Here is a 24,249-nt window from a genome sequence, read left to right on the forward strand (position 1 = left end):
GGCGCAACGAGATTTCGTGGGGCATCGGTAAGAAAAATGTTATTCTTCAGATATGTTTAACGACGGCGTATCCGTTCCGTGAATCACGGCCTGCAAAATGCTGTTTTCCGGGGGGACGGGTAGCCGCTACAATAACAGGCTATTGCCGTATCAAGCTTGAGGAAGTGAGACAATGAGCGACACCATCGAAAAAATTCAGCGCCAGATTACTGAGAACCCGATCCTGCTGTACATGAAAGGTTCCCCGAAACTGCCGAGCTGCGGCTTCTCTGCCCAGGCCGTACAGGCGCTTTCCGCCTGCGGCGAGCGCTTCGCCTACGTGGACATTCTGCAGAACCCGGACATCCGCGCCGAGCTGCCGAAATACGCGAACTGGCCGACCTTCCCGCAGCTGTGGGTTGACGGCGAGCTGGTTGGCGGCTGCGATATCATCATCGAAATGTATCAGCGTGGCGAACTGCAGCCGCTGATCAAAGAGACCGCGGCGAAGTACCAGTCCGCAGAGCCAGATGCAGAATAAGCGTCAGGTAAAAAAGAGGCGACCCGCGGGTCGCCTTTTTTTATGCTTCCGGTTCCGCCAGCGGCGCCAGCGGCCAGCCGCCGAGACGCTTCCAGCGGTTGACGATCTCGCAGAACAGCAGGGCAGTCTGCTCGGTATCGTACAGCGCCGAATGCGCCTGAGCGCTGTCGAACGAAATACCCGCCGCGATGCAGGCTTTCGCCAGCACCGTCTGACCCAGCGCCAGACCGCTCAGGGCGGCGGTGTCGAAGGTGACGAACGGATGGAACGGGTTGCGTTTGAGCGAGGCGCGCTCGGCGGCGGCCATCATAAAGCTGTGATCGAACGTGGCATTGTGCGCCACCATGATCGCCCGGTTACAGCCGCTGTCCTTCATGCCTTTGCGTACCGCTTTGAAGATAGCGTGCAGGGCATCATATTCGCTGACTGCACCGCGCAGCGGGTTGTGCGGATCGATGCCGTTGAACGCCAGCGCTTCCGGTTGCAGGACCGCGCCCTCGAACGGCTCGACGTGAAAATGGTGTTTCTCGTCAATGCTCAGCCAGCCTTGCTCGTCCATTTTCAGCGTGACGGCAGCAATTTCCAGCAGCGCGTCCGTTCTGGCATTGAATCCGGCGGTTTCCACGTCAATCACAACGGGATAAAAGCCACGGAAACGGTCACAGAGACCGGTAAGTTGAGCAGTGTCTGACATTAAGCGTCTCTTGGAGTCAAAAAAAAAGCAGCGCGCATTATGGCAAATTTCAGGAAGGGATGCAGTAATACGGGCGCGATTGCGCCCGTCGGAGATTAATTGCCGAGACCTTTACCGGCGTCTTTCGCCTCGATCAGCTCGATTTTGTAACCATCTGGATCTTCCACGAACGCGATGACGGTGGTACCGCCTTTCACCGGACCCGCTTCACGGGTGACGTTGCCGCCGTTCTGACGGATGCGCTCGCAGGCTTCCACGGCGTTATCGACTTCCAGCGCGATGTGACCGTAAGCGTTGCCCAGCTCATAGCTGTCCACGCCCCAGTTATAGGTCAGCTCAATTACCGCTTCTTCGCTTTCCGGGCCGTAACCCACGAAGGCCAGAGAGTATTTGTACTCTGTGTTTTCACTGGTACGCAGCAGTTTCATGCCCAGCACGTTGGTGTAAAACTCGATAGAACGCTGCAGGTCGCCGACACGTAACATGGTGTGAAGTAAGCGCATAATTTCCTCTTGGTGTAATCCCGCCCGCTGCCGTGACCAGTGCCGCGACAGCTAACGTCGTGTTATGCGGGCAGGGGATAGTGAGTTATTTTTTCAGGTGTTTTTAAGAAACACTGTTTTAGTATAGCGGCGGATCGCCGCCGCTATCAATGCAGGATCACAGGGTCGGGTAGTCGATGTAGCCTTCTGCGCCGCCGCCGTAGAAGGATTCCGGACGCTGCGGGTTGAGTTCCGCTTTTTTATGCAGGCGCTCTACCAGATCCGGGTTGGCGATGTAGTCGCGACCAAACGCCACGGCATCGATCAGCCCTTTTTCAATCAGCGCTTCGGCTTTCTCCGGGGTATAAGCTCCCGCACCGATGATCACACCGTCGAAACGCGCGCGCACTTTCTCGCGGAACGCCTCGGTGTAGGATTCACCGCCCGCCCAGTCCGGCTCGGACATGTGCAGATAGGCGATGCCACGCTTGTTCAGCTCTTCAATCAGGTACAGCGCATCGGCTTCTTCATTCGGGCCGTTATCGACGTTCTGGAAAGTACCGATCGGCGACACGCGGATACCGATGCGATCGGCGCTCCACTCTGCACACACGGCGTCGATCACTTCCAGCACCAGGCGAGCGCGGTTTTCAACGCTGCCGCCGTACTGGTCGGTACGCTGGTTGGAAGTCGGGGAGAGGAACTGGTGCAGCAAGTAGCCGTGCGCGCCGTGCAGCTCAACCATGTCGAAGCCGGCATCGCGGGCGTTGCCCACCGCCTGACGGAAATCATTCACGATCCCCGGAATTTCGCTGGTTTCCAGCGCGCGCGGGGTAGTGGTGTCGACGCGAATGGCGTTGCCGTTCTCATCGCGCAGCGAGGTGCGGGTTCCGGCGTTAATGGCCGACGGCGCGACCGGTGCCTGCTGGCCCGGCTGGATGCTGCTGTGGGAAATACGGCCCGTGTGCCAGAGCTGAACGGCGATGCGACCGCCTTCCTGATGCACGGCAGCGGTGATGTTTTTCCAGGCGGCAATCTGCTCGGCAGTGTGCAGGCCTGGCGCACCGGCGTAACCTTTCGCCTGGAAAGAGATCTGGGTGGCTTCGCTGATAATCAGACCAGAGCTGGCGCGCTGGCGGTAGTATTCGGTCATCAGCGGAGTAGGGATATCACCCGGCTCGATGCTGCGCAGACGCGTCAGCGGGGCCATAAATACGCGGTTCGGGGCTTCAATCGCACCCACTTTTAGCGGGGTAAACAGTTTTTCCTGGGACATCATGACTCCTGAGTAGACCGGTCGTCTAGTGAGTGAGTAAAAATAAGTGCCTGTCAGGCAGGCACCGCTAATAAAGACTGCATGTAGCGTAGCGTACTCTCCAGCGGCGTGGCGCTGCGCGAGATCTTCGCCTGCAGATTACCGCCCAGCCACAAGGCATACAGCGCCTGCGCCAGCGCGCGAGGGTCGTCCACGGCAGTAAGACTCTTCTCTGCTACGCCCTGCTCAATGGATTCTGCCAGCAGGGCGATGATTTGCGCGGCACCCTGGTCAAGGGCGATGCGCATATCTTCGGAAAGATCGCACACTTCGGCAGAGAGTTTTACCGTCAGGCAGCCACTGATCATGCCACACTGGCGGAACTGCTGCAGATTCTGCTCATACCAGCTCAGCAGGCGATCACGCTGCGTACCGGGGCTTTGCGTAAAGTGCTGGCGCAGCGTTGCCAGGTAGCAGGTGTAGTGTCGCTCCAGCATGCAGGCACCGAAGGCCTCTTTCGAGCGAAAATAGTGGTAGAACGATCCCTTCGGCACTTCGGCGGTTTTCAGCAGTTCGCTGAGCCCCATGCCGGTAAAGCCGCGATGCAGGCAGAGCCGCTCGCCGGTGGCAAGGAGGTGTTCGCGGGTATCGTGTTCAGTATCTCTGTTCATGCCGCACAGACTACTAGACCGAACGGTCTAGTGCAAGCCTCTCATGCTTATCAGGGCAGGCTTGCATCCTGCCGCCGGAGAGGCTTCAATTGTAGCAGGGGTGTTAACCAGGAGACGGCGTGGCTGAACAACTTGAGTTTTTCCCAATTCAGAGTCCCTGCCGGGGCATCTGTCAGGTCGATGAGCGCGGCTTCTGCAAAGGCTGCATGCGCAGCCGCGATGAGCGCTTTAACTGGCAGAGTCTGAGCGATACCCAGAAGCAGGAGGTGCTGCGCCTGTGCCGCCAGCGTCTGCTGCGCAAGCTGCGTGCCGGAAAAAACCAGCCGCCCGACGAAGAGCAGCAGCCCTCACTGTTTTAGCCGCGCATTCCTTTTATACTCACTGCCATTTTTCTACTTTACTAAGGATCTGTTTATGGTTGAGCGCATAACCCTGGCCCCGCAGGGACCGGAATTTTCGCGTCTGGTGATGGGCTACTGGCGGCTGATGGACTGGAAGATGTCCGCCCGGGAGCTGGCGACGTTTATTGAGCAGCATCTCGATCTCGGTATCACCACGGTCGATCACGCAGATATCTACGGTGGCTATCAGTGCGAGGCGGCGTTTGGCGAGGCGCTGCGCCTGGCCCCTCACCTGCGCAGCCGCATGGAGATCGTCACCAAATGCGGTATCGCCACCACCGCAAATCCCGCGCATCAGCTCGGGCACTACATCACCACCCGCGACCATATTCTTTCCAGCGCTGACGCCTCGCTGAAACATCTCGCCACCGACTATCTCGATCTGCTGCTGATCCACCGCCCGGACCCGCTGATGGATGCCGATGAGGTGGCTGAGGCGTTCACGACGCTGCACCAGAGCGGGAAAGTGCGCCACTTCGGCGTATCCAACTTCACGCCAGCGCAGTTTGCGCTGCTGCAGTCGCGCCTGCCGTTCACCCTGGCGACTAACCAAGTGGAGATCTCCCCGGTGCACCAGCCGCTGCTGCTCGACGGCACGCTGGATCAGCTTCAGCAGTTGCGCATTCGTCCGATGGCATGGTCGTGCCTCGGCGGCGGGCGTCTGTTCAATGATGAGTCTTTCCGGGCGCTGCGCGACGAGCTGCAGGCGGTGGCGCAGGAGATCGGGGCGCAGAGCATTGAGCAGGTGGTGTACGCCTGGATTATGATGCTGCCGTCGCGTCCGCTGCCGATTATCGGCTCCGGGAAAATCGAGCGCGTGCAGAGCGCGGTAGCGGCGCTGTCGCTGACCCTCACGCGCCAGCAGTGGTTCCGCATTCGCAAGGCGGCGCAGGGTTACGACGTTCCATAAGGCTGAAAATGGCCTCCTTCCCGGTGACAATCGCGCGTCTGGTATAGACTTAAAGCGAATTCGAACCCGAAGGAGGCAACATGAAGCGTTTGAGTCTGGCTATGTTGACACTGTGTGCCTGCGCCACTGCGCATGCCGCCAGTCAGGATGTGGAGTTGAATCTTGTCACCGACCAGGGCATTGGCCCATCGGTCGGCACGGTAAAAATCACCGAAACCGATAAAGGGCTGGAGTTTGCGCCCGACCTAAAAGCCCTGCCGCCCGGCGAGCACGGGTTCCATATTCACACCAATGGCACCTGCCAGCCGGCGATAAAAGCGGGCAAAGCCACGGCGGCGGAAGCGGCCGGGGGCCATTTCGATCCTCACAACACCGGTAAACATCTGGGGCCGGAAGGCGACGGCCATCTCGGCGATCTGCCGGTGCTGACGGTGAACAATGACGGCATCGCCACCGATCCGGTGGTCGCCCCGCGCATCAAGAAGATTGATGAAGTGAAAAACCGGGCGCTGATGGTTCACGTCGGCGGGGATAACATGGCCGATCATCCGAAACCCCTTGGCGGCGGCGGTGAGCGCTACGCCTGCGGCGTCATTAAGTAACGCCCGTAGTGGCAAGCAGGCTGCCCGGCGGGGGAGCCTGCTCCAGCTGCGACAGCGAACAGTAGAGCCGCCAGATTAACGCCGCCAGATCCTGAGCTGCAGGCTGATGATGTTGCGCCAGCACCTCACTGATGCGGTGCAGTTCGGCAAGCGTCGCGCTCAGCGTGCGCTGGCGCACCCCACGCTCGCTCATCACCTCACTCAATAGCGAAACGGCGACATCCCGCACCTGTGCAAGCGGATCGGAGCGCGTTTCCCAGTCGCGCAGCTGCCACACCACGTGAGAACAGTTCAGTAGCACCACGCCCCAGCGCAGCAGCCAGCGCCGCGCGGCGTCCTCTTTACTCCCGCTCAGCTGACTGATGTGGTGATACACCCGTGATTCAAACTCTCCTTCACTGTGCTGCGGCCTGCGGCTGAGCTGATCGATAAACCCGCGTCGGATGGCCCGGATATGACGTCGGCCTTTGCGGGTATCCGACCCCGGACGCAGCACCGCAAACGCCAGCCATGAGACGCCCACCCCGACAATTTTCGCCAGATCGTCATTGAGGAAATCAGCAAAATCGAAGGTTGGTGGATTGGTCACCGCAATAAACGAACCCATAAACACGATTAGCTGGCCCCACAGCCCGGCCAGCTTCGGCTGCTGCAGCTTCATCAGCTGCATGGTGATGAGCAGCGGCAGGAGGAACATCAGGAACTGCCACAGCGCGCTAATCTGCACCATCAGGCCGAACTTTATCCCGAAGCTGAACAGCGTCAGCAGCAGTAGCGTGCGCATCAGCAGGGTAAAGGAGCGGAACGGTGCGGGCGAGGAGGAGTAAAGCACGCAGCTGATCGCCGCCAGCGACAGGGCACTGCTGCCAGCATCCCACTGGGTGGTGATACACCAGGCACCGGTAAAGGTTATCACGCAAAAGGTGCGCAACCCGCTCCACAGCGCTTCGATGTTATCGGTGTGACGCGCCAGCGCCGCGGTTTTCGGCGGCGTAAAGCGCGACACCGGCGTGGCGCTTTCTACGTCGCGCAGCCAGCGGCGGTTATTGAGATAGATCCAACAGAAGGCGCGCAGCCGCTCGAAGAAGGCACGCTGGCGGTAATCTGCCGCGCTGTCGGGGGCAATCGGCATCAGCAGACGCGCCACGCTGAGCTTGTCGGCGCGCGGATCGGCAAGCAGAGTGAGAAGCTGCTGCAGCACCGGCCACAGGCGGGCGGGGGGATGGGGCCAGTTAACCAGCATGCGGCGCTGGCTGGAGATCATGCTGGTGAGCCGCAGCTGCTGGTGGAGCAGGTAGTTCAGCAGGTTGTTTTGCCGGCGGAAACGGTAATGACTCCAGAACGCCTGAATACGCAGCAGGTTAAGGGTGAGGATCTGGCCAATCACCGTTTCGTGTGCGCTGCGGATGGCCTCGCTACTCTCCGGCTGCCACAGCAGGCTGGCGTGCTCCAGCAGGCGGCCATGCATGTTTTTCAGCGCGGTGATAAACGCATTGCCGTCTGCGCTGCCGGGCAGCACCATCATCATAAACCCGCCGCAGAGGATACCGATGATTACCTCGCAGACCCGTGCCTGCGCCAGATCCCACAGCTCGACGATCTCCACGGTATTGATCAGGCTGAAGGCGATAATGGCAGCGGTATACCCCGCAAGCTGGAAGGCATAGGCGGCGTTATTCTGAAAATGACTCGCCGCCCAGGTGCACAGCCCGAGCCAGGCCGCCATTGCCAGGGTGAACAGCCACGGGTCGTTGAGGGTATGGCCAGCGATGATCAGCGACGCGCTGGCCCCAAGCAGGCTGCCGGCGATGCGCCCGAGACTCTTACTCACCACGCCGCCGACGGTGGGAAAGCTTACCACCGCGGCCGAGGTCATTGCCCAGTAAGGTTCATCCAGCGTAAGGGCGTAGGCGAGGGTAAGCGCCAGACACATGGCGATGGCGTTGCGCAGGGCGTAACGCCACTGGGCGGCGGTGGCTTTGCCCCAGGGCGAGTGTTGCCACTCCAGCCATTTCATCGTCATGGCGGGATCAGCGCGACAGCGAGAGGGTACAGGTGGTGCCCGAGACCAGCGTCACGCCGTCCGGCACGCGGTCCAGCGCGATACGCACCGGCACACGCTGGGCCAGCCGCACCCAGGGCACGTTGGGTTTGATATCCGGCACCAGCCCGCTGTCGCTCTCCACGCTCTGATCGTAGATGGCGCGTCCGATACTGGACACGCGGCCGCTCAGCGGGATATCGCCGCTGTACAACTCCACCCTGGCGCGATCGCCGATGCGGATATGGCGTAGCTTGGTCTCTTCGAAATAGCCCACCACGTAAAACGACCGGCTGTCGATCAGGGCAAACACCGGCTGGCCCTGGGTTGCGTAGTTGCCGGGGCGCGTTGTGAGGTTCGTCACCCAGCCGTCCACCGGCGCGGTCACCGTGGTTTGCGCGAGCTGCCACTGAGCCTGTTTCAGCGTCGCCCGGGCAACGTCGCGCTCGGCCAGCTTCTGTTTGACGGTCATGTTGGCGGACTCAAGATCCTCAGCGGAAATGTAGTTGTGCGGCAGATGCTGACGCCGGGCCGCTTCACTGCGTGCCTCTGCCAGATCCGCTTCGCTGCGCGCCAGCTGGGCGTCGGCGTTCAGTACCGCAGTCTCATACGGGGTTTTATCCAGCGTGAACAGCACCTCGCCGGCCCTGACGTGCTGGTTGTCGACGACGTTGAGCGTGCGGACAGTGCCGGACACCTGCGGCGTAATGCTCACCTGTTCCGCCCGCACCTTGCCATCGCGTGTCCAGGGCGACTGCATGTAATAGTTCCACACCAGCCAGCCCGCCGTCAGCGCGAGGGCTACCACCAGCAGCGTGGAGAAATATTTCAGGGTTTTCATTTATATCACCAGCACCAGCACGCCGAGGCAGACAGAAAGGGAAAACAGCGACAGGTCCATCAGCGTGGGATGCCAGACGTCGCCGGAGTAGAGCCAGCCGCGCAGGGCGCGATGAACCACCAGCCAGATAAAAAAACCGATGAACACGGCTTTAAACAGCGGTGGGAAATAGACCGACGCGCCAAAAACCAGGTCCTGAAGCGGAAATCCTGGTAAGCAAAACGTAAATTTCACCTAAGATCATCCTTTAATAGGGGAGAGAGACTGCCGTTTCCCGGGACCTGTTGTATTATGAAATTATAGCTTTTTGCATAACGCCAGCAAAAGTAAGACAAATGTTTGCTGATTTACGCACTGCAGCGTAGTCTAAAATCAGCACAATAACTTAGCAAGCTAATTATAAGGAGATGAAATTGGAATCGCCACTGGGATCCGATTTAGCCCGCTTGGTGCGCATCTGGCGTGCTCTGATTGACCATCGCCTCAAGCCTCTGGAGCTGACCCAGACGCACTGGGTGACGCTGCACAATATCCATCAGCTGCCGCCTGACCAGTCGCAAATTCAGCTGGCAAAAGCGATTGGCATTGAACAGCCCTCGCTGGTGCGCACGCTCGATCAGCTGGAAGAGAAGGGGCTGATTTCCCGTCACACCTGCGCCAATGACCGCCGGGCGAAGCGCATCAAGCTGACTGAAAAAGCGGAGCCGATCATCGAGGAGATGGAGGATGTGATCCGCAAAACCCGGGGGGAGATCCTGTCGGGCATCAGTGCGGAGGAGCTGGACGCGCTGGTAAATCTGGTGTCGCGCCTGGAGCAGAACATCATCTCGCTGCAGGGCCGCAGCTAAAAAAAAGCCTCACCATCGGGTGAGGCTTTTTTATCTCCTGCGCCGTTAGCGAGGAGACACGGTAACCTGGCTGCCGTTGTTCGCCATCACGACGCGCTGACCGGCTGCAAACTGGGTTTTACCCTGTTTCTGCACCACCATAATGGTGTTGCCGTCATCTTTACGGATCTCAAGCTCTACGCCCTGGGATTTATTCATAGACCCCTGCACGCCCTGACCCGCCACGCCGCCGGCAATGGCGCCCGCTGCGGTAGCCAGTGAACGCCCGGTGCCACCGCCGACGGTGTTACCGAGGAAACCACCCAGCACCGCGCCGCCGAGTGCGCCAATCACGTTTTCGTCACTGCCGCCCTGAATCTGAACCGGACGCACATGCACCACCGTACCGTAGGTGACGTTCTGAACCTGCTTGGCTTCAGAGGCGGTATATACATCGCCGGACAGGCTGTTGTCATTCACGCAGCCCGCCAGCGTAAAGCTCACCAGCGAAATAGCCAGTACACGTTTAATCATTCTGAATCTCCTGTTCACATTCAGCCGCTCTCATGAGCATCCGTCATAGGTAGATTATAAGGCAAATTTCTGCCGCGTTTCATCGCGTTCTCGATGCAGCCTGCAAAAATAGTACTATCGCCTGGTTTAACCGTAGCTCAACGGCGTTATCGCAGCAGGGAGCGGGGTTATCATATTGCTGGCAATGATGGAAATTAATCAATAAATCATAGTATTGATACCCGCTTTATGGTGGACTGAGGGCCACATTTATTCGCAGAGAGGGAAGGCGTATGAAGTCGGGCCGTTATATCGGTGTGATGTCGGGAACCAGTCTGGACGGTGTGGATGTCGTGCTGGCCGCCATTGATAAGCATCTGGTTGCGCAGCAGGCGAGCCTGAACTGGCCGATGCCGCTTTCGCTCAAAGAGGATATCCTCGCTATCTGTCAGGGACAGCAGCTGACGCTGGCGCAGTTAGGGCGGCTGGATACCCGGCTCGGCCGACTGTTTGCCGATGCGGTAGAGGCGCTGATGAAGCAGGAAGGGCTGCGCCCGGAAGAGGTGATGGCGGTTGGCTGTCACGGCCAGACGGTGTGGCACGAGCCGCACGGCGATGCGCCGCACTCCCTGCAAATCGGCGATCATAACCAGATTGCCGCCCGCACAGGCGTAACCGTGGTCGGCGATTTTCGCCGTCGCGATATGGCCCTCGGCGGCCAGGGCGCGCCGCTGGTGCCGGCCTTTCATCAGGCGCTGCTGGCGCACCCCAGCGAGCGCCGCATGGTGCTCAACATCGGCGGCATCGCCAATCTCTCACTGTTGATTCCCGGTAAGCCGGTGCGCGGTTTCGACACCGGGCCAGGCAATATGCTGATGGACACCTGGATCTGGCGTCAGCAGGGCAAACCCTACGATAAAGACGCCGGCTGGGCAACCCAGGGCAAAGTGATCCTGCCGCTGCTTCAGCAGTTCCTCAGCGATCCTTACTTCGCGGCACCGGCACCGAAAAGCACCGGGCGTGAGTACTTCAACTACGGCTGGCTGGAGCGTCAGCTGGCTGGCTTCCCGGGTCTTGCTGGGGAAAACGTACAGGCCACGCTTACCGAGCTGACCGCGGTTTCCATCAGCGAGCAGGTGCTGCTTAACGGCGGCTGTGAACGCTTGCTGGTGTGCGGCGGCGGCAGCCGAAACCCGCTGCTGATGGCGCGGCTGGCGGCGCTGCTGCCGGGAACCGAAGTAGGGCCCACCGACGAGGCGGGCATCAGCGGCGACGATATGGAAGCGCTGGCCTTTGCCTGGCTCGCCTACCGTACGCTCTCCGGTCTGCCGGGCAACCTGCCGTCGGTGACCGGTGCCAGCGGACCGAGCGTGCTCGGGGCCATCTATCCCGCCAACCCGCTCAACAATCAGAGTTAGCCGAGATTCACGTTCCGCCTGAGCCGCTAGACTGTCCCGCAGCAAGGAGGGGGTAACCCCCTCCCTCATAAGAAAAGATCAGGACATGTCGATGAAAAAACTGCTAATTCTCTTACTTCCCGCGCTACTGGGCGGCTGTAGCTACTACAACGCGTTGGTTGAACGCATGAACACCGATACGCTGGAGTACCAGTGCGATGAAAAACCGCTGACCGTGAAGCTCAGTAACCCGCGCCAGGAAGCCAGCATGATCCTCGACAACGAGCCGCGCGTGCTGAAGCAGGGGCTGTCGGCTTCCGGTGCTCGCTACACCGACGGCGTCTACGTGTTCTGGTCGAAGGGCGATAGCGCCACAGTCTATAAACGCGATCGTATCATCCTGAATAACTGCCAGTTACCCGCGGTCGAGCGTTGAGATTTTGACAGGTGGAGCGCACAATAGCTCCACCCATCCCTTGCTCAACGTCACGCCATGTCTGATAACGACGCACTTCATCACATCGCGCACCTGCGCCGCGAGTACACCAAAGGCGGTCTACGCCGCACCGATCTCTCCCCCGAGCCGCTTCCGCTGTTTGAGCGCTGGCTGGCCCAGGCCTGTGAGGCCCGGCTTGCCGATCCCACGGCAATGGTGGTCGCGACGGTGGATGCCGAAGGGCAGCCCTACCAGCGCATCGTATTGCTCAAGCACTATGACGAAAAAGGCATGGTGTTTTATACCAACCTTGGCAGCCGCAAGGCGCAGCACCTCGAACACAATCCGCGCATCAGCCTGCTGTTCCCCTGGCATATGCTGGAGCGTCAGGTGATGGTCACCGGCAAGGTGGAACGGCTCTCAACGCTGGAAGTGGTGAAATATTTTCACAGCCGCCCGCGCGACAGCCAGATCGGTGCCTGGGTGTCGCAGCAGTCGAGCCGTATTTCGGCGCGCGGCATTCTGGAGAGCAAGTTCCTTGAGCTGAAGCAGAAGTTCCAGCAGGGCGACGTGCCGCTGCCGAGTTTCTGGGGCGGATTCCGCGTCAGCATCGAGCAGATGGAGTTCTGGCAGGGCGGGGAACACCGTCTCCATGACCGCTTTTTATACCAGCGCGACGGAGCGGCATGGAAAATTGACCGTCTCGCGCCCTGAACCCTGATTTTCTTGTGTGAAGCGCTGGTACTCCGGGTGTCAGCGCTTTATTCTATGGCTCGCTAAATTTTCTTTCGCACTCGCGAAAAAGTCGTGTACCGGCAAAGGTGCAATCGTAGATACATGGAGATTTTGATGGCGAGCAGTAACTTGATTAAACAACTGCAAGAGCGGGGCCTTGTGGCTCAGGTAACGGACGAGGAAGCGTTAGCAGAGCGACTGGCGCAAGGCCCGATCGCGCTCTATTGCGGCTTCGATCCTACCGCCGACAGCTTGCATTTGGGGCATCTGGTTCCATTGTTATGCCTGAAACGCTTCCAGGAAGCCGGGCACAAGCCGGTGGCGCTGGTCGGCGGCGCAACCGGTCTGATTGGCGACCCGAGCTTTAAAGCCGTTGAGCGTAAGCTGAATACCCAGGACACGGTCCACGAGTGGGTGGAGAAGATTCGTCGTCAGGTTGCACCTTTCCTTGATTTTGACTGCGGCGATAACGCAGCGGTTGCGGCGAACAACTACGACTGGTTCGGCAGCATGAACGTGCTGACCTTCCTGCGCGATATCGGTAAGCACTTCTCGGTCAACCAGATGATCAACAAAGAAGCGGTGAAGCAGCGTCTGAACCGTGACGATGTCGGCATCTCCTTTACCGAATTCTCCTACAACCTGCTGCAGGGTTACGACTTCGCCTGCCTGAACGAAAAATACGGCGTGGCGCTGCAGATCGGCGGTTCCGACCAGTGGGGCAACATCACCTCCGGTATCGACCTGACCCGCCGTCTGCATCAGAACCAGGTGTTCGGCCTGACGGTTCCGCTGATCACCAAAGCGGACGGCACTAAATTCGGTAAAACCGAAGGCGGCGCGGTATGGCTCGATCCGAAGAAGACCTCGCCGTACAAGTTCTACCAGTTCTGGATCAACACCGCTGATGCAGACGTTTACCGTTTCCTGAAATTCTTCACCTTTATGGACATCGCCGAGATCAACGCGCTGGAAGAAGAAGACAAGAACAGCGGTAAAGCGCCGCGGGCCCAGTATGTGCTGGCCGAGCTGGTGACCCGTCTGGTGCATGGCGAAGAGGGGCTGACCGCGGCGAAGCGCATCACGGCAAGCCTGTTTAACGGCACCCTGAGCGACCTGAGCGAAGCTGATTTCGAACAGCTGGCGCAGGATGGCGTGCCGATGGTCGAGATGGAAAAAGGCGCGGACCTCCAGCAGGCGCTGGTGGACGCTGAGCTGCAGCCGTCCCGTGGCCAGGCGCGTAAAACCATCGCCTCTAACGCGGTCACCATCAACGGTGAGAAGCAGTCTGACCCGGAATACACCTTTACCGACGCTGACCGCCTGTTCGGTCGCTATACGCTGCTGCGTCGCGGCAAGAAAAACTACTGCCTGGTTTGCTGGAAGTAATCGCAACCGGCAAGGGGCGTGGGAGACCACGCCCCTTATTTTTGGCAATGAAATGAGTCCGGGTAACACAACACAATGAAGAATATTCTCGCCATCCAGTCCCACGTGGTGTTCGGTCATGCCGGCAACAGTGCGGCTGAATTCCCCATGCGTCGCCTCGGGGCGAACGTCTGGCCGCTCAATACCGTGCAGTTCTCCAACCACACCCAGTACGGCCAGTGGACCGGCACCGTAATGCCGCCGTCGCACCTGAGCGAGATCGTGCAGGGCATCGCCAACATCGGGCAACTGGCGCGCTGTGATGCGGTCCTGAGCGGGTATCTGGGGTCGGCGGAGCAGGGCGAGCATATTCTGGGCATTGTGCGTCAGGTGAAAGCTGCCAATCCGCAGGCGCGTTATTTTTGCGATCCGGTGATGGGTCACCCTGAAAAGGGCTGTATCGTCGCGCCGGGCGTGGCGGAGTTTCACACCCGCTATGCCATGCCGGCGAGCGATATCATCGCCCCGAACCTGCTGGAGCTGGAGATCCTGACCGGCCACGGCGTCAATAACGTGAATGAAGCGGTAAGCGCCGCCCGGGAGCTGATCGCTCAGGGGCCGGAGATTGTGCTGGTGAAGCATCTGGCGCGGGCTGGCTACCAGACCGATCGCTTTGAGATGCTGCTGGTCACCGCTGAGGAAGCCTGGCACATCAGCCGTCCGCTGGTGGATTTCGGTGCCCGTCAGCCGGTGGGCGTCGGCGATGTCACCAGCGGTCTGCTGCTGGTGAAGCTGCTGCAGGGTGCAGCCCTGCGCGACGCGCTGGAGCACGTGACGGCGGCGGTGTACGACATCATGGTAGTGACCAAACGCATGGAAGAATATGAACTGCAGGTGGTGGCGGCCCAGGACGGAATAGCCAAACCGGAACACTACTTCAGCGCGGTAAAACTCTGACGCGTGACGAATGACGTGAAACGGGCAGCCAGCGGCTGCCCTTTTTTATTATCCGCGTTCGGCAGCGAGGGCAGCGGCAACCGCCGGGCGGGCCTCAACACGGGCCATGTATGCGGTAATATTGCTGTAGCCGTCGAGATTCAGGCCAACGTGCGGCGCCCAGCGCAGCACGGTAAACAGGTAGGCATCGGCCACGCTGAAGCGCGTTCCGACAAGCCACTGCTTCCCTTCCAGGCTCTCATTGATATACGCCAGTTTTTTCTCCAGCAGGGCGCGGGCCACCGGCTTGTAATCCTCCGGCGTATCCGGGCGGAACAGCGGCGTAAAGCCTTTGTGGAACTCGGTAGCGATGTAAGTGAGCCACTCCAGCGCCTGATAACGGGTGATGCTGCCCGTGGGCGCCAGCAGCTGGCGATCGGGAACGGTATCCGCCAGGTACTGCACAATCGCCAGCCCCTCGGTGAGCAGCGTGCCGTCATCGAGCTGCAGCGCCGGTACCTGGCCCTTCGGGTTGATGGCAAAGTAGTCCTCGCCGTTCTCCAGGCGTTTGGTCATCAGATCCACTTTAACCAGCGTGAAGTCCACGCCGGCCTCGCGCAACACGATATGCGGCGAGAACGAACAGGCGCCGGGTTTATAGAACAGTTTCATCAGTCACTCTCCTTGGGTTAGCTGTCGTCGTATGGTAGGGCTATCACGGATAAAAAAAAACCACTAACCCGAAGGTTAGTGGTTTAACCCAGACGTTTCCCGTTAACGTCAGGCTTTCGCCGCTTCGCTGCGGGTATCCGCCTCGTCGTCCTGGGTCATACGGTTCAGCTTCGGTGCGGTGAGCATCATCAGCACGGCAATCACCGCGGTGGCGATACCAATCTGCATGAAGACGCGGCCGTACACTTCCAGCGACATCAGCGGGTCGGTGACGTTTTCCGGCACCGCCATCAGGTTAGCAACGCGACCGGCAATGATCGCTGCGCCAGCGGTGGTCAGGAACCAGCTACCCATGATGAAGCCCATCAGACGCTGCGGCACCAGCTGTGCCACCATCGCCAGGCCCAGACCGGAGATCATCAGCTCACCGATACTCTGCAGGGCGTAGCTCAGGATCAGCCAGTTAACGGAGACGATACCGGCGTCGTTAGCAAACTTCGCACCCAGCGGCAGCACCAGGAAGGCACCGGAACACAGCAGCATACCGAAGGCAAACTTGTGCGGCATCGGCAGACGGTCGCCCATCTTGTTATAGATAGCGGCCAGAATCGGGCTACCCACCATGATCCAGAACGGGTTCAGCGCCTGGAACTGCTCCGGCTGGAACGTCAGGCCGAGGATCTCGTGCTCAACGTTGCGGATAGCGAAGAAGTTCAGGGAGGTCGGCATCTGCTGATACAGCACGAAGAAGACAATTGCCTGCAGCATCAGGATAAACGCGACGATCATTTTACGACGCGCTGCACCCTGCATCGCGAACGCTTCTTTAGCGAAGATAATGATGATACCCAGCGCTACCACGCCCAGCACCATACGGGCGATACCCTGGTTATGCAGCAGCCAGGTGGCGATGGCGATCAGCACCACGATACCGGCGATAGTGGCGATGAGCTTGCCAAAGTTGATCGGCTCAAAGTCCGGTTTAGAACCGTAATTTTTCACCCACTTCTTGCAGAACATGAAGTTCACCAGGGTGATCAGCATGCCGACAAAGCTCAGCGAGAACGCCACGCTCCAGCCGAATTTATCCGCCAGCCACGGGGTCGCCAGCATTGAGAAGAAGGAACCGATGTTGATCGCCATGTAGTACATGGTGAACGCCCCATCCAGACGCGGGTCATCTTTCTCGTAGCAGGTAGAGAGCAGGGAGGAGGGGTTGGCTTTAAACAGGCCGTTACCCACCGCGATGGTGGCCATACCGAAGTACACGATGGCAGCATCGTGACCGGAGTAGGCGACCAGCGCGTAGCCGATTGCCAGCACGATGGTGCCGAGCACAATCACGCGTTTGGTGCCGAGGACTTTATCACCCAGCCACCCGCCAATGGCCACCAGACCATAGACCAGCGCGCTGAAGGAGGAGAAGAGCGTAATGGAATCCGCTTCGGACATACCCAGCATTTTGACCAGGTAGACGGCCATGATGCCTTGCAGGCCGTAAAAGCCGAAACGCTCCCACAGTTCGATGGAGAAAATCAGATAGAACGATTTTGGTTGTTTGAAAGCGTTAAGACTCACGCTTTGTGCTGGTTTCTTGTTTGCAGTCGACACATATACCTCTTTTTTTACATCCCGTAGTAACGGGGGTGCTGACAGCGTGATGCCGTTTCGGCAGCCGCTGTTTTTGTTATATAGGGAGGGAAACGGCGGGTAATGTTCACTATCCAGGGCCATCAGGCAAGGCTTTTGTAATAATCTGTTACATATAACCCACGCGGAATAATGCTCGGAATCTGAATTTGTTATCGAGGGTTAAATTTTATGGTAAGGGAAACGGCAGTTTTTTCCTCTGTCTGAAGGGATTTTCTGGTAGCTCGCGGTGAGATGTGCTGGATGCGTGCGCAGGATTTGGTGATATTGATTGGCTGGCTAACTAAATCTGGTCATATATATGGTTTACTGGCGAAATTACTCCGGGATTCAGGCACGTAAACTGCATAATTACTCACCGCTCTTAACACCATGTTATCAAAGTGATCGCCGTCACAAATTTATAGAAAATTCCAGTCGAAAAAAAATGATTAACCTGCAGGGGTGGTATTGACCAGTCGATAACAAGGGGTTTTGCGTTGCCGTCGGGATTATCAGCCAGTAACCAACCGGAATAGCGTAACCATGTATTTCCTGTGGGCATGAATGCTTACGCAACAATTTAGACGGTGAATACCGATGCCCATCGGGCATCGGTATTACTCAGCGTAGACCTTCTCTTTATATTCGCACAGGTCTTCAATCAGGCAGGAGCCGCAGCGCGGTTTGCGGGCAATACAGGTGTAGCGGCCGTGCAGGATCAGCCAGTGGTGGCAGTCCACTTTGAATTCGGCCGGCACCACCTTCAGCAGTTTCTCTTCCACCTGCTCGACGTTCTTACCCGGCGCAAAGTTGGTACGGTTGCAGACGCGGAAGATATGGGTATCCACCGCGATAGTGGGCCAGCCGAAGGCGGTATTGAGCACCACATTAGCGGTTTTACGGCCAACGCCGGGCAGCGCCTCAAGCGCGGCGCGATCTTCCGGCACCTCGCCGCCGTGCTGTTCCAGCAGAATGCGGCAGGTTTTAATCACGTTCTCCGCCTTGCTGTTAAACAGGCCGATGGTTTTGATATACGTCTTTACGCCATCAACGCCCAGCGCCAGCATCGCCGCCGGGGTATTCGCCACCGGATAGAGCAGGGCGGTGGCCTTGTTGACGCTGACGTCGGTGGCCTGGGCCGAAAGCAGTACGGCAATCAGCAGCTCAAAAGGTGAGCTGAAGTTAAGCTCGGTGGTGGGGTGAGGATTGTTGTCACGCAGGCGCGTCAGGATCTCGCGCCGTTTAATATTGTTCATGAGGCTTTCTCAGGGCTTCCCTGTACTACAGGCTGCACCGCCGCCCGTTTCGCTTTTTTCTTCTCGTCGATCAGGTACTTGATCGCCAGCAGCATCCCGAGGCCGATAAATGCCCCCGGCGGCAGCATCGCCAGCAGGAACGGGGTATCGGTGTGGAACACTTCAATACGCAGAGACTTCGCCCAGCCGCCCAGCAAACCCTCTGCACCATCAAACAGCGTGCCGTTGCCGAGAATTTCACGCAGGGAACCCAGCACGAACATGGTGCAGGTTGCCCCCATGCCGATGGCGAAGCCGTCCAGCGCGGAGAGGAACGGCCCGTTGCGGGCGGCGAAGGCTTCCGCACGTCCCACCACGATACAGTTGGTGACGATCAGCGGAATGAAGATGCCGAGGGACTGGTACAGGCCGAATGCGTAAGCATTAATAAGCATCTGCACAATACTCACCACCGCAGCGATGATCATTACGTAGATAGGAATACGAATGCTTTCCGGCATCCACTGGCGGAACAGGGAAATGGAGAAGTTAGTCAGGGTCAGCACCAGCGTGGTCGCCAGCCCCAGACCGAGGGCATTGGTGGCGGTGGAGGTCACCGCCAGCAGCGGACACATCCCCAGCAGCTGCACCAGCGCCGAGTTGTTCTTCCATAGCCCCTGAACAAAGATCTCTTTAATCTGATTCATGATTACTCCTCGCAGGCCGGCAGACGATCGAGCTGGTCCGGCAGAGTTTGCGCATAGAGACCGGCCCGTTTCACCGCATTAACTACCGCGCGTGGCGTGATGGTCGCTCCGGTAAACTGGTCAAACTGACCGCCGTCTTTTTTAACCGCAAAGCTGGCGTCATCGCTGCCCTGAATACGTTTCCCGTTGAACGAGAGGATCCAGTCGCTCAGGCGCAGCTCAATTTTATCGCCGAGGCCCGGGGTTTCGTGGTGTTCGGTGACGCGCGTGCCCTGCACGGTGCCGCTAAAATCCGCGCCAACCAGCAGCTGAATGGCACCGGAGTAGCCGTCGGGCGCGGTCGCTTCCATCACCACGCCGGTCGGCTTATCGCCCTGACGCGCGACATAAATACGATGGCTGCCGCTACCGAGCTGCATGTCGTTAACCACAAAGCAGCTGCCCTGTAGGTCATTGTCGTACAGGTCGGCGGGCATCACCTGGTCAAACAGCGCTTTTTGCTGCTCTGCGGCCTGGCCAGCGATGGTGGTGCGGGTCAGCTCGTTTACCAGCGCGGTGAGTCCGGTGGTAACGGCGGCAAATACCGCCAGGGTCACGCCATGTTTCTGTATCGCTTTCAGCATGTCCATATTAACGGTGTCCGTAAACGCGCGGACGCGTGTAGTAGTCGATCAGCGGCACGGTGATGTTCGCCAGCAGTACGGCAAACGCCACGCCATCCGGGTAGCCGCCGAAGCTGCGGATCAGCCACACCAGCAGACCCGCCAGCGCGCCAAACAGCAGACGCCCTTTGTTGGTGGTCGAGGCGGTAACCGGATCGGTAAGGATAAAGAACGCGCCCAGCATCGTCGCCCCGGAGAACAGATGCACCAGCGGCGAGGCCAGCGATTCCGGCGCAAACACCCAGCCGAGGGTGGCGCAGAGGCCCAGCGACAGCAGGAAGCTCACCGGAATATGCCAGCGGATAGTGTTTTTCCAGATCATAAACAGGCCGCCGAGCAGGAAGGCGGCGTTAACCCACTGCCAGCCAACCCCTGCCAGCACGCCGCGATAGATCGGCATCTCCATCACCGCATCGGCGCTGTGGCCAGCCCGCAGCCCGGTTTTGAAGGTGTCGAGCGGGGTAGCCTGGCTGATGCCATCGACACCAAGACGCAGGGTATCGGCATTCAGCCCGCCGGCGGTATGGCCGGTAAAGATCACGTTCAGGGTATCGATAAAGCCCGGTGCCGCCGCGGCAATCTCCTGCGGCGGCAGCCAGCTGGTCATCTGCACCGGGAAGGAGATCAGCAGCACGACGTAGCCGATCATCGCCGGGTTAAACGGGTTATGGCCGAGACCGCCGTAAAGCTGCTTGGCGATAATCACCGCGAACACCGTGCCGAGGACGATCATCCACCAGGGCGCAAGCGGCGGCAGACTGATGCCGAGCAGCAACCCGGTGAGCATAGCCGAGTTATCCCGCAACTGGGCGGTTACGTTCTGCTTGCGCAGACGCACCACCAGCGCTTCGGCCAGCACGGCGGCGATGATAGCGAGGCCGGTCTGAACCAGCGTACCCCAGCCAAAATAGAACCACTGCACCGCGATGCCCGGCAGGGCGGCGAGGCTGACCAGCAGCATAATACGCGCGGTCTGGCGCTGATTATGGGTATAGGGCGAACTTGCGATTCTGAAAACCATTTATTCCTCGTTAACGACCTTCTGTGCAGCTTTACGCGCCTGAACCCTGGCAATAGCGGCAGCGACCGCCGCCTTACGAGGATCGTCTGAATCTTCTTCTGCCGCTTCGTTGGCCGCTTGTGCTGCCTTACGCGCTTTAGCACGGGCGATGGCGGCTTCTACTGCGGCTTTGCGCGGATCTTCGGCTTCCACCTGGGAGATCACCGAGGCCTCGGGTTCCTGCGGGGCCGCATCGCTTGCCGTCCGGGCCGCCTCGGCCGCTTTTCGGGCTTTGGCGCGGGCAATGGCGGCTTCCACCGCGGCTTTACGCGGATCGACCGCCTCAACATTCGGCGCTTCCGGCTCAGCGGCGGCGGTTTCTGCCGCGGCTTCAGCGGCCTGAGCGGCTTTACGCGCTTTGGCGCGGGCGATGGCGGCTTCAACCGCCGCTTTGCGCGGGTCAACGTCCTGAGACGGTTCAGCTTCAGCCGCTTCCGCCGCCTGGGCTGCTTTACGCGCTTTGGCACGGGCGATGGCGGCTTCCACCGCGGCTTTACGCGGATCGGCCGCCTCAGTGGCGTCAGGGGTTACCGCATCGGCAACGCTCTCTTCCGCCTGGGCTGCTTTACGCGCTTTGGCACGGGCGATGGCGGCTTCCACCGCGGCTTTACGCGGATCGACAGTCTCAGTGGCGTCAGGGGTTAGCGCATCGGCAACGCTCTCTTCCGCCTGGGCTGCTTTACGGGCTTTGGCACGGGCGATAGCGGCTTCCACCGCGGCTTTACGCGGATCGGCCGCCTCAGTGGCGTCAGGGGTTACCGCATCGGCAACGCTCTCTTCCGCCTGGGCTGCTTTACGCGCTTTGGCACGGGCGATAGCGGCTTCCACTGCCGCTTTACGCGGATCGGCCGCCTCAGCGGTCTCCGGCTGTGTTTTTTCTGCCTGACGGGCGCGGGCCTGCGCTTTGCGCGCCTCACGCGCGGCGATAACCGCGCTGTTATCCGGCGTTTCACCGGCAACAACGTTCACCGGTTCGGCAGCGGCGGCCTGTTTTTCACGCACCCGGGCCAGCGCGGCGTTGATCGCCTCTTTATCTTCGCTGCCAGGCTGCACCGCCGCTTTTTTATGGCGTTCGGCGCGAGCCAGCTTGTCGCGCTCCAGACGCGCCTGACGGGCTTCAAAGCGCGCTTTCGCTTCCGCGGCGCGACGCTCTTCCTCCGCGATGGCGCGAATTTCTGCTTTTTCCTGACGGAAATACTGCACCAGCGGAATGTTGCTTGGGCAGACCCAGGCGCAGGCACCGCACTCAATGCAGTCCGCCAGGTTATGGGCCGTGGCCTTGTCGTGCTGCTGGCCTTTGCTGAACCAGTAAAGCTGCTGCGGCAGCAGGTCCGCCGGACAGGCATCGGCGCAGGCGCTGCAGCGGATACAGCCTTTCTCTTCAGGCGTGTCGCCCATCTCGCTGGCGGAAGGGGCCAGCAGGCAGTTGGTGATTTTCACCACCGGCACGTCGAGCCACGGCAGGGTGAAGCCCATCAGCGGGCCGCCCATGATCACCAGCTGTTCACTGGTGGGAATAAAGCCGGCGTTTTCCAGCAGGTGACGCACCGGGGTGCCGAGGCGCGCCCAGACGTTGCCCGGACGGCCCACGGCCTCGCCGGTCAGCGTCACCACGCGTTCGGTCAGCGGTTCACCGTCGATCACCGCGCGCTTTACCGCATAGGCGGTGCCGACGTTCTGCATCAGCACGCCGATATCCGATGAACGGCCGCCGTGCGGCACCTGTTTACCGGTCAGGATCTGCGTCAGCTGCTTCGCGCCGCCGGACGGATATTTGGTCGGGATCACGCGTAGCTTGATGCGGTATTCATCCGCCAGAACCGCGCGCAGCATCGAGATGGCCTGCGGCTTGTTATCTTCAATACCGATCAGCACTTCACGCGGCTGCAGGATGTGGGCGAGGATGCGAATGCCTTCCACTACCTGTGCGGCGCAGTCCTGCATCAGACGGTCATCAGCGGTGATATAGGGTTCGCATTCCGCGGCGTTGATGATCAGGGTGTCAATCTTATCGCCGCCGCCCGCCAGTTTATTGCCGGTGGGGAAGCCGGCACCGCCCAGCCCGGCCACGCCGAACTGGTGAATACGGGCGATCAGCTCCTCGCGGCTGCGGCACTGATAGTCCTGCCAGCCGTCGCGCTCGATCCAGCGGTCTTCGCCATCGGCATCAATAATGACTGACAGCTCGGCCAGCGCCGACGGGTGCGCGGTGGAGTGGGGCGCAATCGCCGTAACGATACCGGACGTCGGCGCATGCACCGGAAGCATCCGTCCACGGCCGCGGGTCAGCGGCTGGCCGCGCAGGACGCGATCGCCCGCGGCGACCGCCAGCTCGCCTTCGGCACCGATATGCTGCTTCAGCGGGATAACAAAACGCCCCGGCAGAGGAACCTGACGCAGCGGCGTACCGTTAGACTGGGTTTTCATCTCCGGAGGATGGATGCCGCCGTGAAAATCCCAGACTTTGTCTTTGCGGAAAGCGGAAAATAACTTAAGCATGTTGTTCCACTGGAATATTGCGGACAGGAATGGTGTGCAGATCCCACTTCCAGTTATCCGTAGTGGCTGCAGCCGGACGCAGCTCGATACAGGCGGTTGGGCAGGGATCGACACACAGGTTGCAGCCGGTGCAGAGATCGCTGACCACGGTATGCATCGCGCGCGTCGCGCCGACGATGGCATCCACCGGACAGGCCTGAATACATTTGGTGCAGCCGATGCAGTTGGGTTCGTCGATCACCGCCAGCATGCGCACCGGCTCTGCGGCCTGGGCATCTTCGCCAATCGGCTGCGGGTCAACGTTTAACAGCGTGGCGATTTTCAGCATCACCGCTTCGCCGCCGGGGGCGCAGCGGTTAATATTTTCACCCTGGTTGCCGACGGCTTCGGCGTAAGGGCGACAGCCGGGGTAGCCGCACTGCCCGCACTGACTTTGCGGCAGGATGTCATCGATACGGTCAACGATCGGATCTTCATCGGCAGCAAAGCGGCGCGAGGCGAAGCCGAGGATCATGCCGAACAGCAGTCCCAGCACGCTGACGGCGGCAATCGCAATCCAGACAGCACTCATTACGCTTTCACCAGCCCGCTAAAGCCCATGAAGGCCAGCGACATCAGCCCGGCGGTGATAAGCGCAATGGCGTTACCGCGAAACGGTGCCGGCACGTCGGCCACGGCCAGACGCTCGCGGATGGCGGCAAACAGCACCATCACCAGCGAGAAGCCAACGGCAGCGGCAAAACCGTACAGCGCCGACTGCAGGAAGTTGTGGCCAAGGTTGATGTTGAGCAGCGCCACGCCAAGCACCGCGCAATTGGTGGTGATAAGCGGCAGGAAGATGCCCAGCAGGCGATAGAGCGCCGGACTGGTTTTACGCACCACCATCTCGGTGAACTGCACCACCACGGCGATGACCAGAATAAAGGAGAGGGTGCGCAGGTAAATGAGATCCAGCGGGATGAGGATCCAGGTGTCAATAAGCCAGGCGCTGATCGACGCCAGCGTCATCACAAAGGTGGTGGCCAGTCCCATTCCGATGGCGCTTTCGAGCTTTTTCGATACGCCCATAAACGGACACAGGCCAAGAAACTTCACCAATACGAAGTTATTGACCAGCACCGTACCAACAAAAAGAAGCAGATAATCAGCCATT

Annotated in this window: 27 protein-coding genes; 10 read left to right on the forward strand and 17 right to left on the reverse strand. The window is 59.7% G+C overall.

Translation table 11 applies throughout. The annotated features are described in order from the left end of the window. Positions 1–172 precede the first annotated feature (172 nt). The gene (locus ET34_RS0112305) at positions 173–520 is read left to right on the forward strand and encodes a Grx4 family monothiol glutaredoxin (protein WP_031522464.1); all 348 of its coding nucleotides are present in this window, start codon (positions 173–175) and stop codon (positions 518–520) included. 40 nt (positions 521–560) lie between these two features. Here ET34_RS0112305 and rnt read toward each other — a convergent pair whose 3' ends face one another. From rnt to ET34_RS0112325, 4 genes are all read right to left on the reverse strand, one after another. After that, positions 561–1,214: a ribonuclease T gene (rnt, locus tag ET34_RS0112310; protein WP_031522466.1), complete on the reverse strand. Its 654-nt coding sequence runs from the start codon at positions 1,212–1,214 to the stop codon at positions 561–563. 95 nt (positions 1,215–1,309) lie between these two features. After that, positions 1,310–1,717 (reverse strand): lactoylglutathione lyase, encoded by a 408-nt coding sequence (gloA, locus tag ET34_RS0112315; protein ID WP_031522468.1) that lies wholly within the window; start codon positions 1,715–1,717, stop codon positions 1,310–1,312. Between the two features lie 157 nt (positions 1,718–1,874). Next, positions 1,875–2,972, reverse strand: a complete 1,098-nt coding sequence (gene nemA / locus ET34_RS0112320) for an alkene reductase (RefSeq protein ID WP_031522469.1) — start codon at positions 2,970–2,972, stop codon at positions 1,875–1,877. 53 nt (positions 2,973–3,025) lie between these two features. Beyond that, positions 3,026–3,622 (reverse strand): TetR/AcrR family transcriptional regulator, encoded by a 597-nt coding sequence (locus ET34_RS0112325; RefSeq protein WP_031522471.1) that lies wholly within the window; start codon positions 3,620–3,622, stop codon positions 3,026–3,028. 119 nt (positions 3,623–3,741) lie between these two features. Between ET34_RS0112325 and ET34_RS0112330 the strand changes: the two genes are divergently transcribed. The 3 genes from ET34_RS0112330 (at position 3,742) to sodC (ending at position 5,535) form a co-directional block, all read left to right on the forward strand. Beyond that, positions 3,742–3,981, forward strand: coding sequence for a DUF1289 domain-containing protein (locus tag ET34_RS0112330; protein ID WP_031522473.1), 240 nt, complete (start codon positions 3,742–3,744; stop codon positions 3,979–3,981). 55 nt (positions 3,982–4,036) lie between these two features. Next, positions 4,037–4,933 (forward strand): aldo/keto reductase, encoded by an 897-nt coding sequence (locus ET34_RS0112335; RefSeq protein WP_031522474.1) that lies wholly within the window; start codon positions 4,037–4,039, stop codon positions 4,931–4,933. Positions 4,934–5,013: 80 nt separating this feature from the next. Next, a complete protein-coding gene (sodC, locus tag ET34_RS0112340) occupies positions 5,014–5,535 on the forward strand; it encodes a superoxide dismutase [Cu-Zn] SodC (RefSeq protein WP_031522476.1) in 522 nt (173 codons plus the stop codon). Here sodC and ET34_RS0112345 read toward each other — a convergent pair. From ET34_RS0112345 to ET34_RS0112355, 3 genes are read right to left on the reverse strand one after another with little or no spacing between them, the layout of a single operon-like run. Next, positions 5,528–7,558, reverse strand: a complete 2,031-nt coding sequence (locus ET34_RS0112345; protein WP_031522478.1) for an FUSC family protein — start codon at positions 7,556–7,558, stop codon at positions 5,528–5,530. The genes sodC and ET34_RS0112345 overlap by 8 nt on opposite strands. A 7-nt stretch (positions 7,559–7,565) precedes the next feature. Then, a complete protein-coding gene (locus ET34_RS0112350; RefSeq protein ID WP_031522479.1) occupies positions 7,566–8,417 on the reverse strand; it encodes an efflux RND transporter periplasmic adaptor subunit in 852 nt (283 codons plus the stop codon). Then, positions 8,418–8,651, reverse strand: a complete 234-nt coding sequence (locus ET34_RS0112355; RefSeq protein WP_031522481.1) for a DUF1656 domain-containing protein — start codon at positions 8,649–8,651, stop codon at positions 8,418–8,420. It abuts the gene before it with no gap. 173 nt (positions 8,652–8,824) lie between these two features. On the opposite strand from ET34_RS0112355, the gene slyA reads away from it, so the two are divergent. Further along, complete coding sequence (slyA, locus tag ET34_RS0112360; RefSeq protein WP_031522482.1) at positions 8,825–9,265, forward strand: transcriptional regulator SlyA; 441 nt, start codon at positions 8,825–8,827, stop codon at positions 9,263–9,265. A 45-nt stretch (positions 9,266–9,310) separates the two neighbouring features. Here slyA and slyB read toward each other — a convergent pair whose 3' ends face one another. Continuing rightward, positions 9,311–9,778: an outer membrane lipoprotein SlyB gene (gene slyB, locus ET34_RS0112365; RefSeq protein WP_031522484.1), complete on the reverse strand. Its 468-nt coding sequence runs from the start codon at positions 9,776–9,778 to the stop codon at positions 9,311–9,313. A 272-nt stretch (positions 9,779–10,050) separates the two neighbouring features. Here slyB and anmK point away from each other — a divergent pair, with 272 nt between their 5' ends. The 5 genes from anmK to pdxY all read left to right on the forward strand — a co-directional run bounded on the left by anmK (position 10,051) and on the right by pdxY (position 14,650). Continuing rightward, positions 10,051–11,175: an anhydro-N-acetylmuramic acid kinase gene (gene anmK / locus ET34_RS0112370; RefSeq protein WP_031522486.1), complete on the forward strand. Its 1,125-nt coding sequence runs from the start codon at positions 10,051–10,053 to the stop codon at positions 11,173–11,175. Positions 11,176–11,260: 85 nt separating this feature from the next. After that, a complete protein-coding gene (gene mliC / locus ET34_RS0112375; RefSeq protein WP_035891306.1) occupies positions 11,261–11,590 on the forward strand; it encodes a C-type lysozyme inhibitor in 330 nt (109 codons plus the stop codon). A 57-nt stretch (positions 11,591–11,647) separates the two neighbouring features. After that, a complete protein-coding gene (gene pdxH, locus ET34_RS0112380) occupies positions 11,648–12,304 on the forward strand; it encodes a pyridoxamine 5'-phosphate oxidase (RefSeq protein WP_031522489.1) in 657 nt (218 codons plus the stop codon). Between the two features lie 135 nt (positions 12,305–12,439). Beyond that, positions 12,440–13,714 (forward strand): tyrosine--tRNA ligase, encoded by a 1,275-nt coding sequence (gene tyrS / locus ET34_RS0112385; protein ID WP_031522491.1) that lies wholly within the window; start codon positions 12,440–12,442, stop codon positions 13,712–13,714. Between the two features lie 75 nt (positions 13,715–13,789). Then, positions 13,790–14,650 carry a pyridoxal kinase PdxY gene (gene pdxY, locus ET34_RS0112390; RefSeq protein ID WP_031522493.1) on the forward strand — a complete coding sequence of 287 codons (861 nt, stop codon included), beginning with the start codon at positions 13,790–13,792 and terminating at the stop codon, positions 14,648–14,650. Positions 14,651–14,698: 48 nt separating this feature from the next. Here the strand turns inward: pdxY and gstA are convergent, their stop codons facing one another. From gstA to rsxA, 9 genes are all read right to left on the reverse strand, one after another. Further along, entirely contained in the window at positions 14,699–15,301 is a 603-nt protein-coding gene (gene gstA, locus ET34_RS0112395) for a glutathione transferase GstA (RefSeq protein ID WP_031522494.1), read from the reverse strand. 108 nt (positions 15,302–15,409) lie between these two features. Then, entirely contained in the window at positions 15,410–16,912 is a 1,503-nt protein-coding gene (dtpA, locus tag ET34_RS0112400) for a dipeptide/tripeptide permease DtpA (RefSeq protein ID WP_031522496.1), read from the reverse strand. A 638-nt stretch (positions 16,913–17,550) separates the two neighbouring features. Continuing rightward, the gene (gene nth / locus ET34_RS0112405) at positions 17,551–18,189 is read right to left on the reverse strand and encodes an endonuclease III (RefSeq protein WP_031522498.1); all 639 of its coding nucleotides are present in this window, start codon (positions 18,187–18,189) and stop codon (positions 17,551–17,553) included. Continuing rightward, on the reverse strand, positions 18,186–18,875 hold the full coding sequence (locus ET34_RS0112410) for an electron transport complex subunit E (RefSeq protein ID WP_031522499.1): 690 nt from the start codon (positions 18,873–18,875) through the stop codon (positions 18,186–18,188). The genes nth and ET34_RS0112410 overlap by 4 nt, the downstream gene beginning before the upstream one ends. Positions 18,876–18,877: 2 nt before the next feature. After that, positions 18,878–19,498 (reverse strand): electron transport complex subunit RsxG, encoded by a 621-nt coding sequence (gene rsxG, locus ET34_RS0112415; RefSeq protein WP_031522501.1) that lies wholly within the window; start codon positions 19,496–19,498, stop codon positions 18,878–18,880. Positions 19,499–19,505: 7 nt separating this feature from the next. After that, positions 19,506–20,558, reverse strand: coding sequence for an electron transport complex subunit RsxD (rsxD, locus tag ET34_RS0112420; protein WP_031522503.1), 1,053 nt, complete (start codon positions 20,556–20,558; stop codon positions 19,506–19,508). Further along, positions 20,559–23,096, reverse strand: a complete 2,538-nt coding sequence (gene rsxC / locus ET34_RS0112425; protein WP_031522504.1) for an electron transport complex subunit RsxC — start codon at positions 23,094–23,096, stop codon at positions 20,559–20,561. After that, positions 23,089–23,667 carry an electron transport complex subunit RsxB gene (gene rsxB, locus ET34_RS0112430; RefSeq protein ID WP_031522506.1) on the reverse strand — a complete coding sequence of 193 codons (579 nt, stop codon included), beginning with the start codon at positions 23,665–23,667 and terminating at the stop codon, positions 23,089–23,091. The genes rsxC and rsxB overlap by 8 nt, the downstream gene beginning before the upstream one ends. Continuing rightward, positions 23,667–24,248, reverse strand: coding sequence for an electron transport complex subunit RsxA (gene rsxA / locus ET34_RS0112435; RefSeq protein ID WP_031522508.1), 582 nt, complete (start codon positions 24,246–24,248; stop codon positions 23,667–23,669). The genes rsxB and rsxA overlap by 1 nt, the downstream gene beginning before the upstream one ends. Position 24,249 lies beyond the last annotated feature (1 nt).

The organism is Siccibacter colletis (assembly GCF_000696575.1).
Lineage (GTDB): Bacteria > Pseudomonadota > Gammaproteobacteria > Enterobacterales > Enterobacteriaceae > Siccibacter > Siccibacter colletis.

Coding starts and splice junctions, on each gene's coding strand:
- gstA (WP_031522494.1), bottom strand. CDS start 15,301: ATGAAACTGTTCTATAAACCCGGCGCCTGTTCGTTCTCGCCGCATATC.
- ET34_RS0112325 (WP_031522471.1), bottom strand. CDS start 3,622: ATGAACAGAGATACTGAACACGATACCCGCGAACACCTCCTTGCCACC.
- pdxY (WP_031522493.1), top strand. CDS start 13,790: ATGAAGAATATTCTCGCCATCCAGTCCCACGTGGTGTTCGGTCATGCC.
- nth (WP_031522498.1), bottom strand. CDS start 18,189: ATGAACAATATTAAACGGCGCGAGATCCTGACGCGCCTGCGTGACAAC.
- rsxB (WP_031522506.1), bottom strand. CDS start 23,667: ATGAGTGCTGTCTGGATTGCGATTGCCGCCGTCAGCGTGCTGGGACTG.
- tyrS (WP_031522491.1), top strand. CDS start 12,440: ATGGCGAGCAGTAACTTGATTAAACAACTGCAAGAGCGGGGCCTTGTG.
- anmK (WP_031522486.1), top strand. CDS start 10,051: ATGAAGTCGGGCCGTTATATCGGTGTGATGTCGGGAACCAGTCTGGAC.
- ET34_RS0112335 (WP_031522474.1), top strand. CDS start 4,037: ATGGTTGAGCGCATAACCCTGGCCCCGCAGGGACCGGAATTTTCGCGT.
- ET34_RS0112305 (WP_031522464.1), top strand. CDS start 173: ATGAGCGACACCATCGAAAAAATTCAGCGCCAGATTACTGAGAACCCG.
- slyB (WP_031522484.1), bottom strand. CDS start 9,778: ATGATTAAACGTGTACTGGCTATTTCGCTGGTGAGCTTTACGCTGGCG.
- nemA (WP_031522469.1), bottom strand. CDS start 2,972: ATGTCCCAGGAAAAACTGTTTACCCCGCTAAAAGTGGGTGCGATTGAA.
- pdxH (WP_031522489.1), top strand. CDS start 11,648: ATGTCTGATAACGACGCACTTCATCACATCGCGCACCTGCGCCGCGAG.
- rsxG (WP_031522501.1), bottom strand. CDS start 19,498: ATGCTGAAAGCGATACAGAAACATGGCGTGACCCTGGCGGTATTTGCC.
- mliC (WP_035891306.1), top strand. CDS start 11,261: ATGTCGATGAAAAAACTGCTAATTCTCTTACTTCCCGCGCTACTGGGC.
- ET34_RS0112345 (WP_031522478.1), bottom strand. CDS start 7,558: ATGACGATGAAATGGCTGGAGTGGCAACACTCGCCCTGGGGCAAAGCC.
- ET34_RS0112350 (WP_031522479.1), bottom strand. CDS start 8,417: ATGAAAACCCTGAAATATTTCTCCACGCTGCTGGTGGTAGCCCTCGCG.
- slyA (WP_031522482.1), top strand. CDS start 8,825: ATGAAATTGGAATCGCCACTGGGATCCGATTTAGCCCGCTTGGTGCGC.
- rsxD (WP_031522503.1), bottom strand. CDS start 20,558: ATGGTTTTCAGAATCGCAAGTTCGCCCTATACCCATAATCAGCGCCAG.
- sodC (WP_031522476.1), top strand. CDS start 5,014: ATGAAGCGTTTGAGTCTGGCTATGTTGACACTGTGTGCCTGCGCCACT.
- ET34_RS0112410 (WP_031522499.1), bottom strand. CDS start 18,875: ATGAATCAGATTAAAGAGATCTTTGTTCAGGGGCTATGGAAGAACAAC.
- rnt (WP_031522466.1), bottom strand. CDS start 1,214: ATGTCAGACACTGCTCAACTTACCGGTCTCTGTGACCGTTTCCGTGGC.
- gloA (WP_031522468.1), bottom strand. CDS start 1,717: ATGCGCTTACTTCACACCATGTTACGTGTCGGCGACCTGCAGCGTTCT.
- rsxA (WP_031522508.1), bottom strand. CDS start 24,248: ATGGCTGATTATCTGCTTCTTTTTGTTGGTACGGTGCTGGTCAATAAC.
- rsxC (WP_031522504.1), bottom strand. CDS start 23,096: ATGCTTAAGTTATTTTCCGCTTTCCGCAAAGACAAAGTCTGGGATTTT.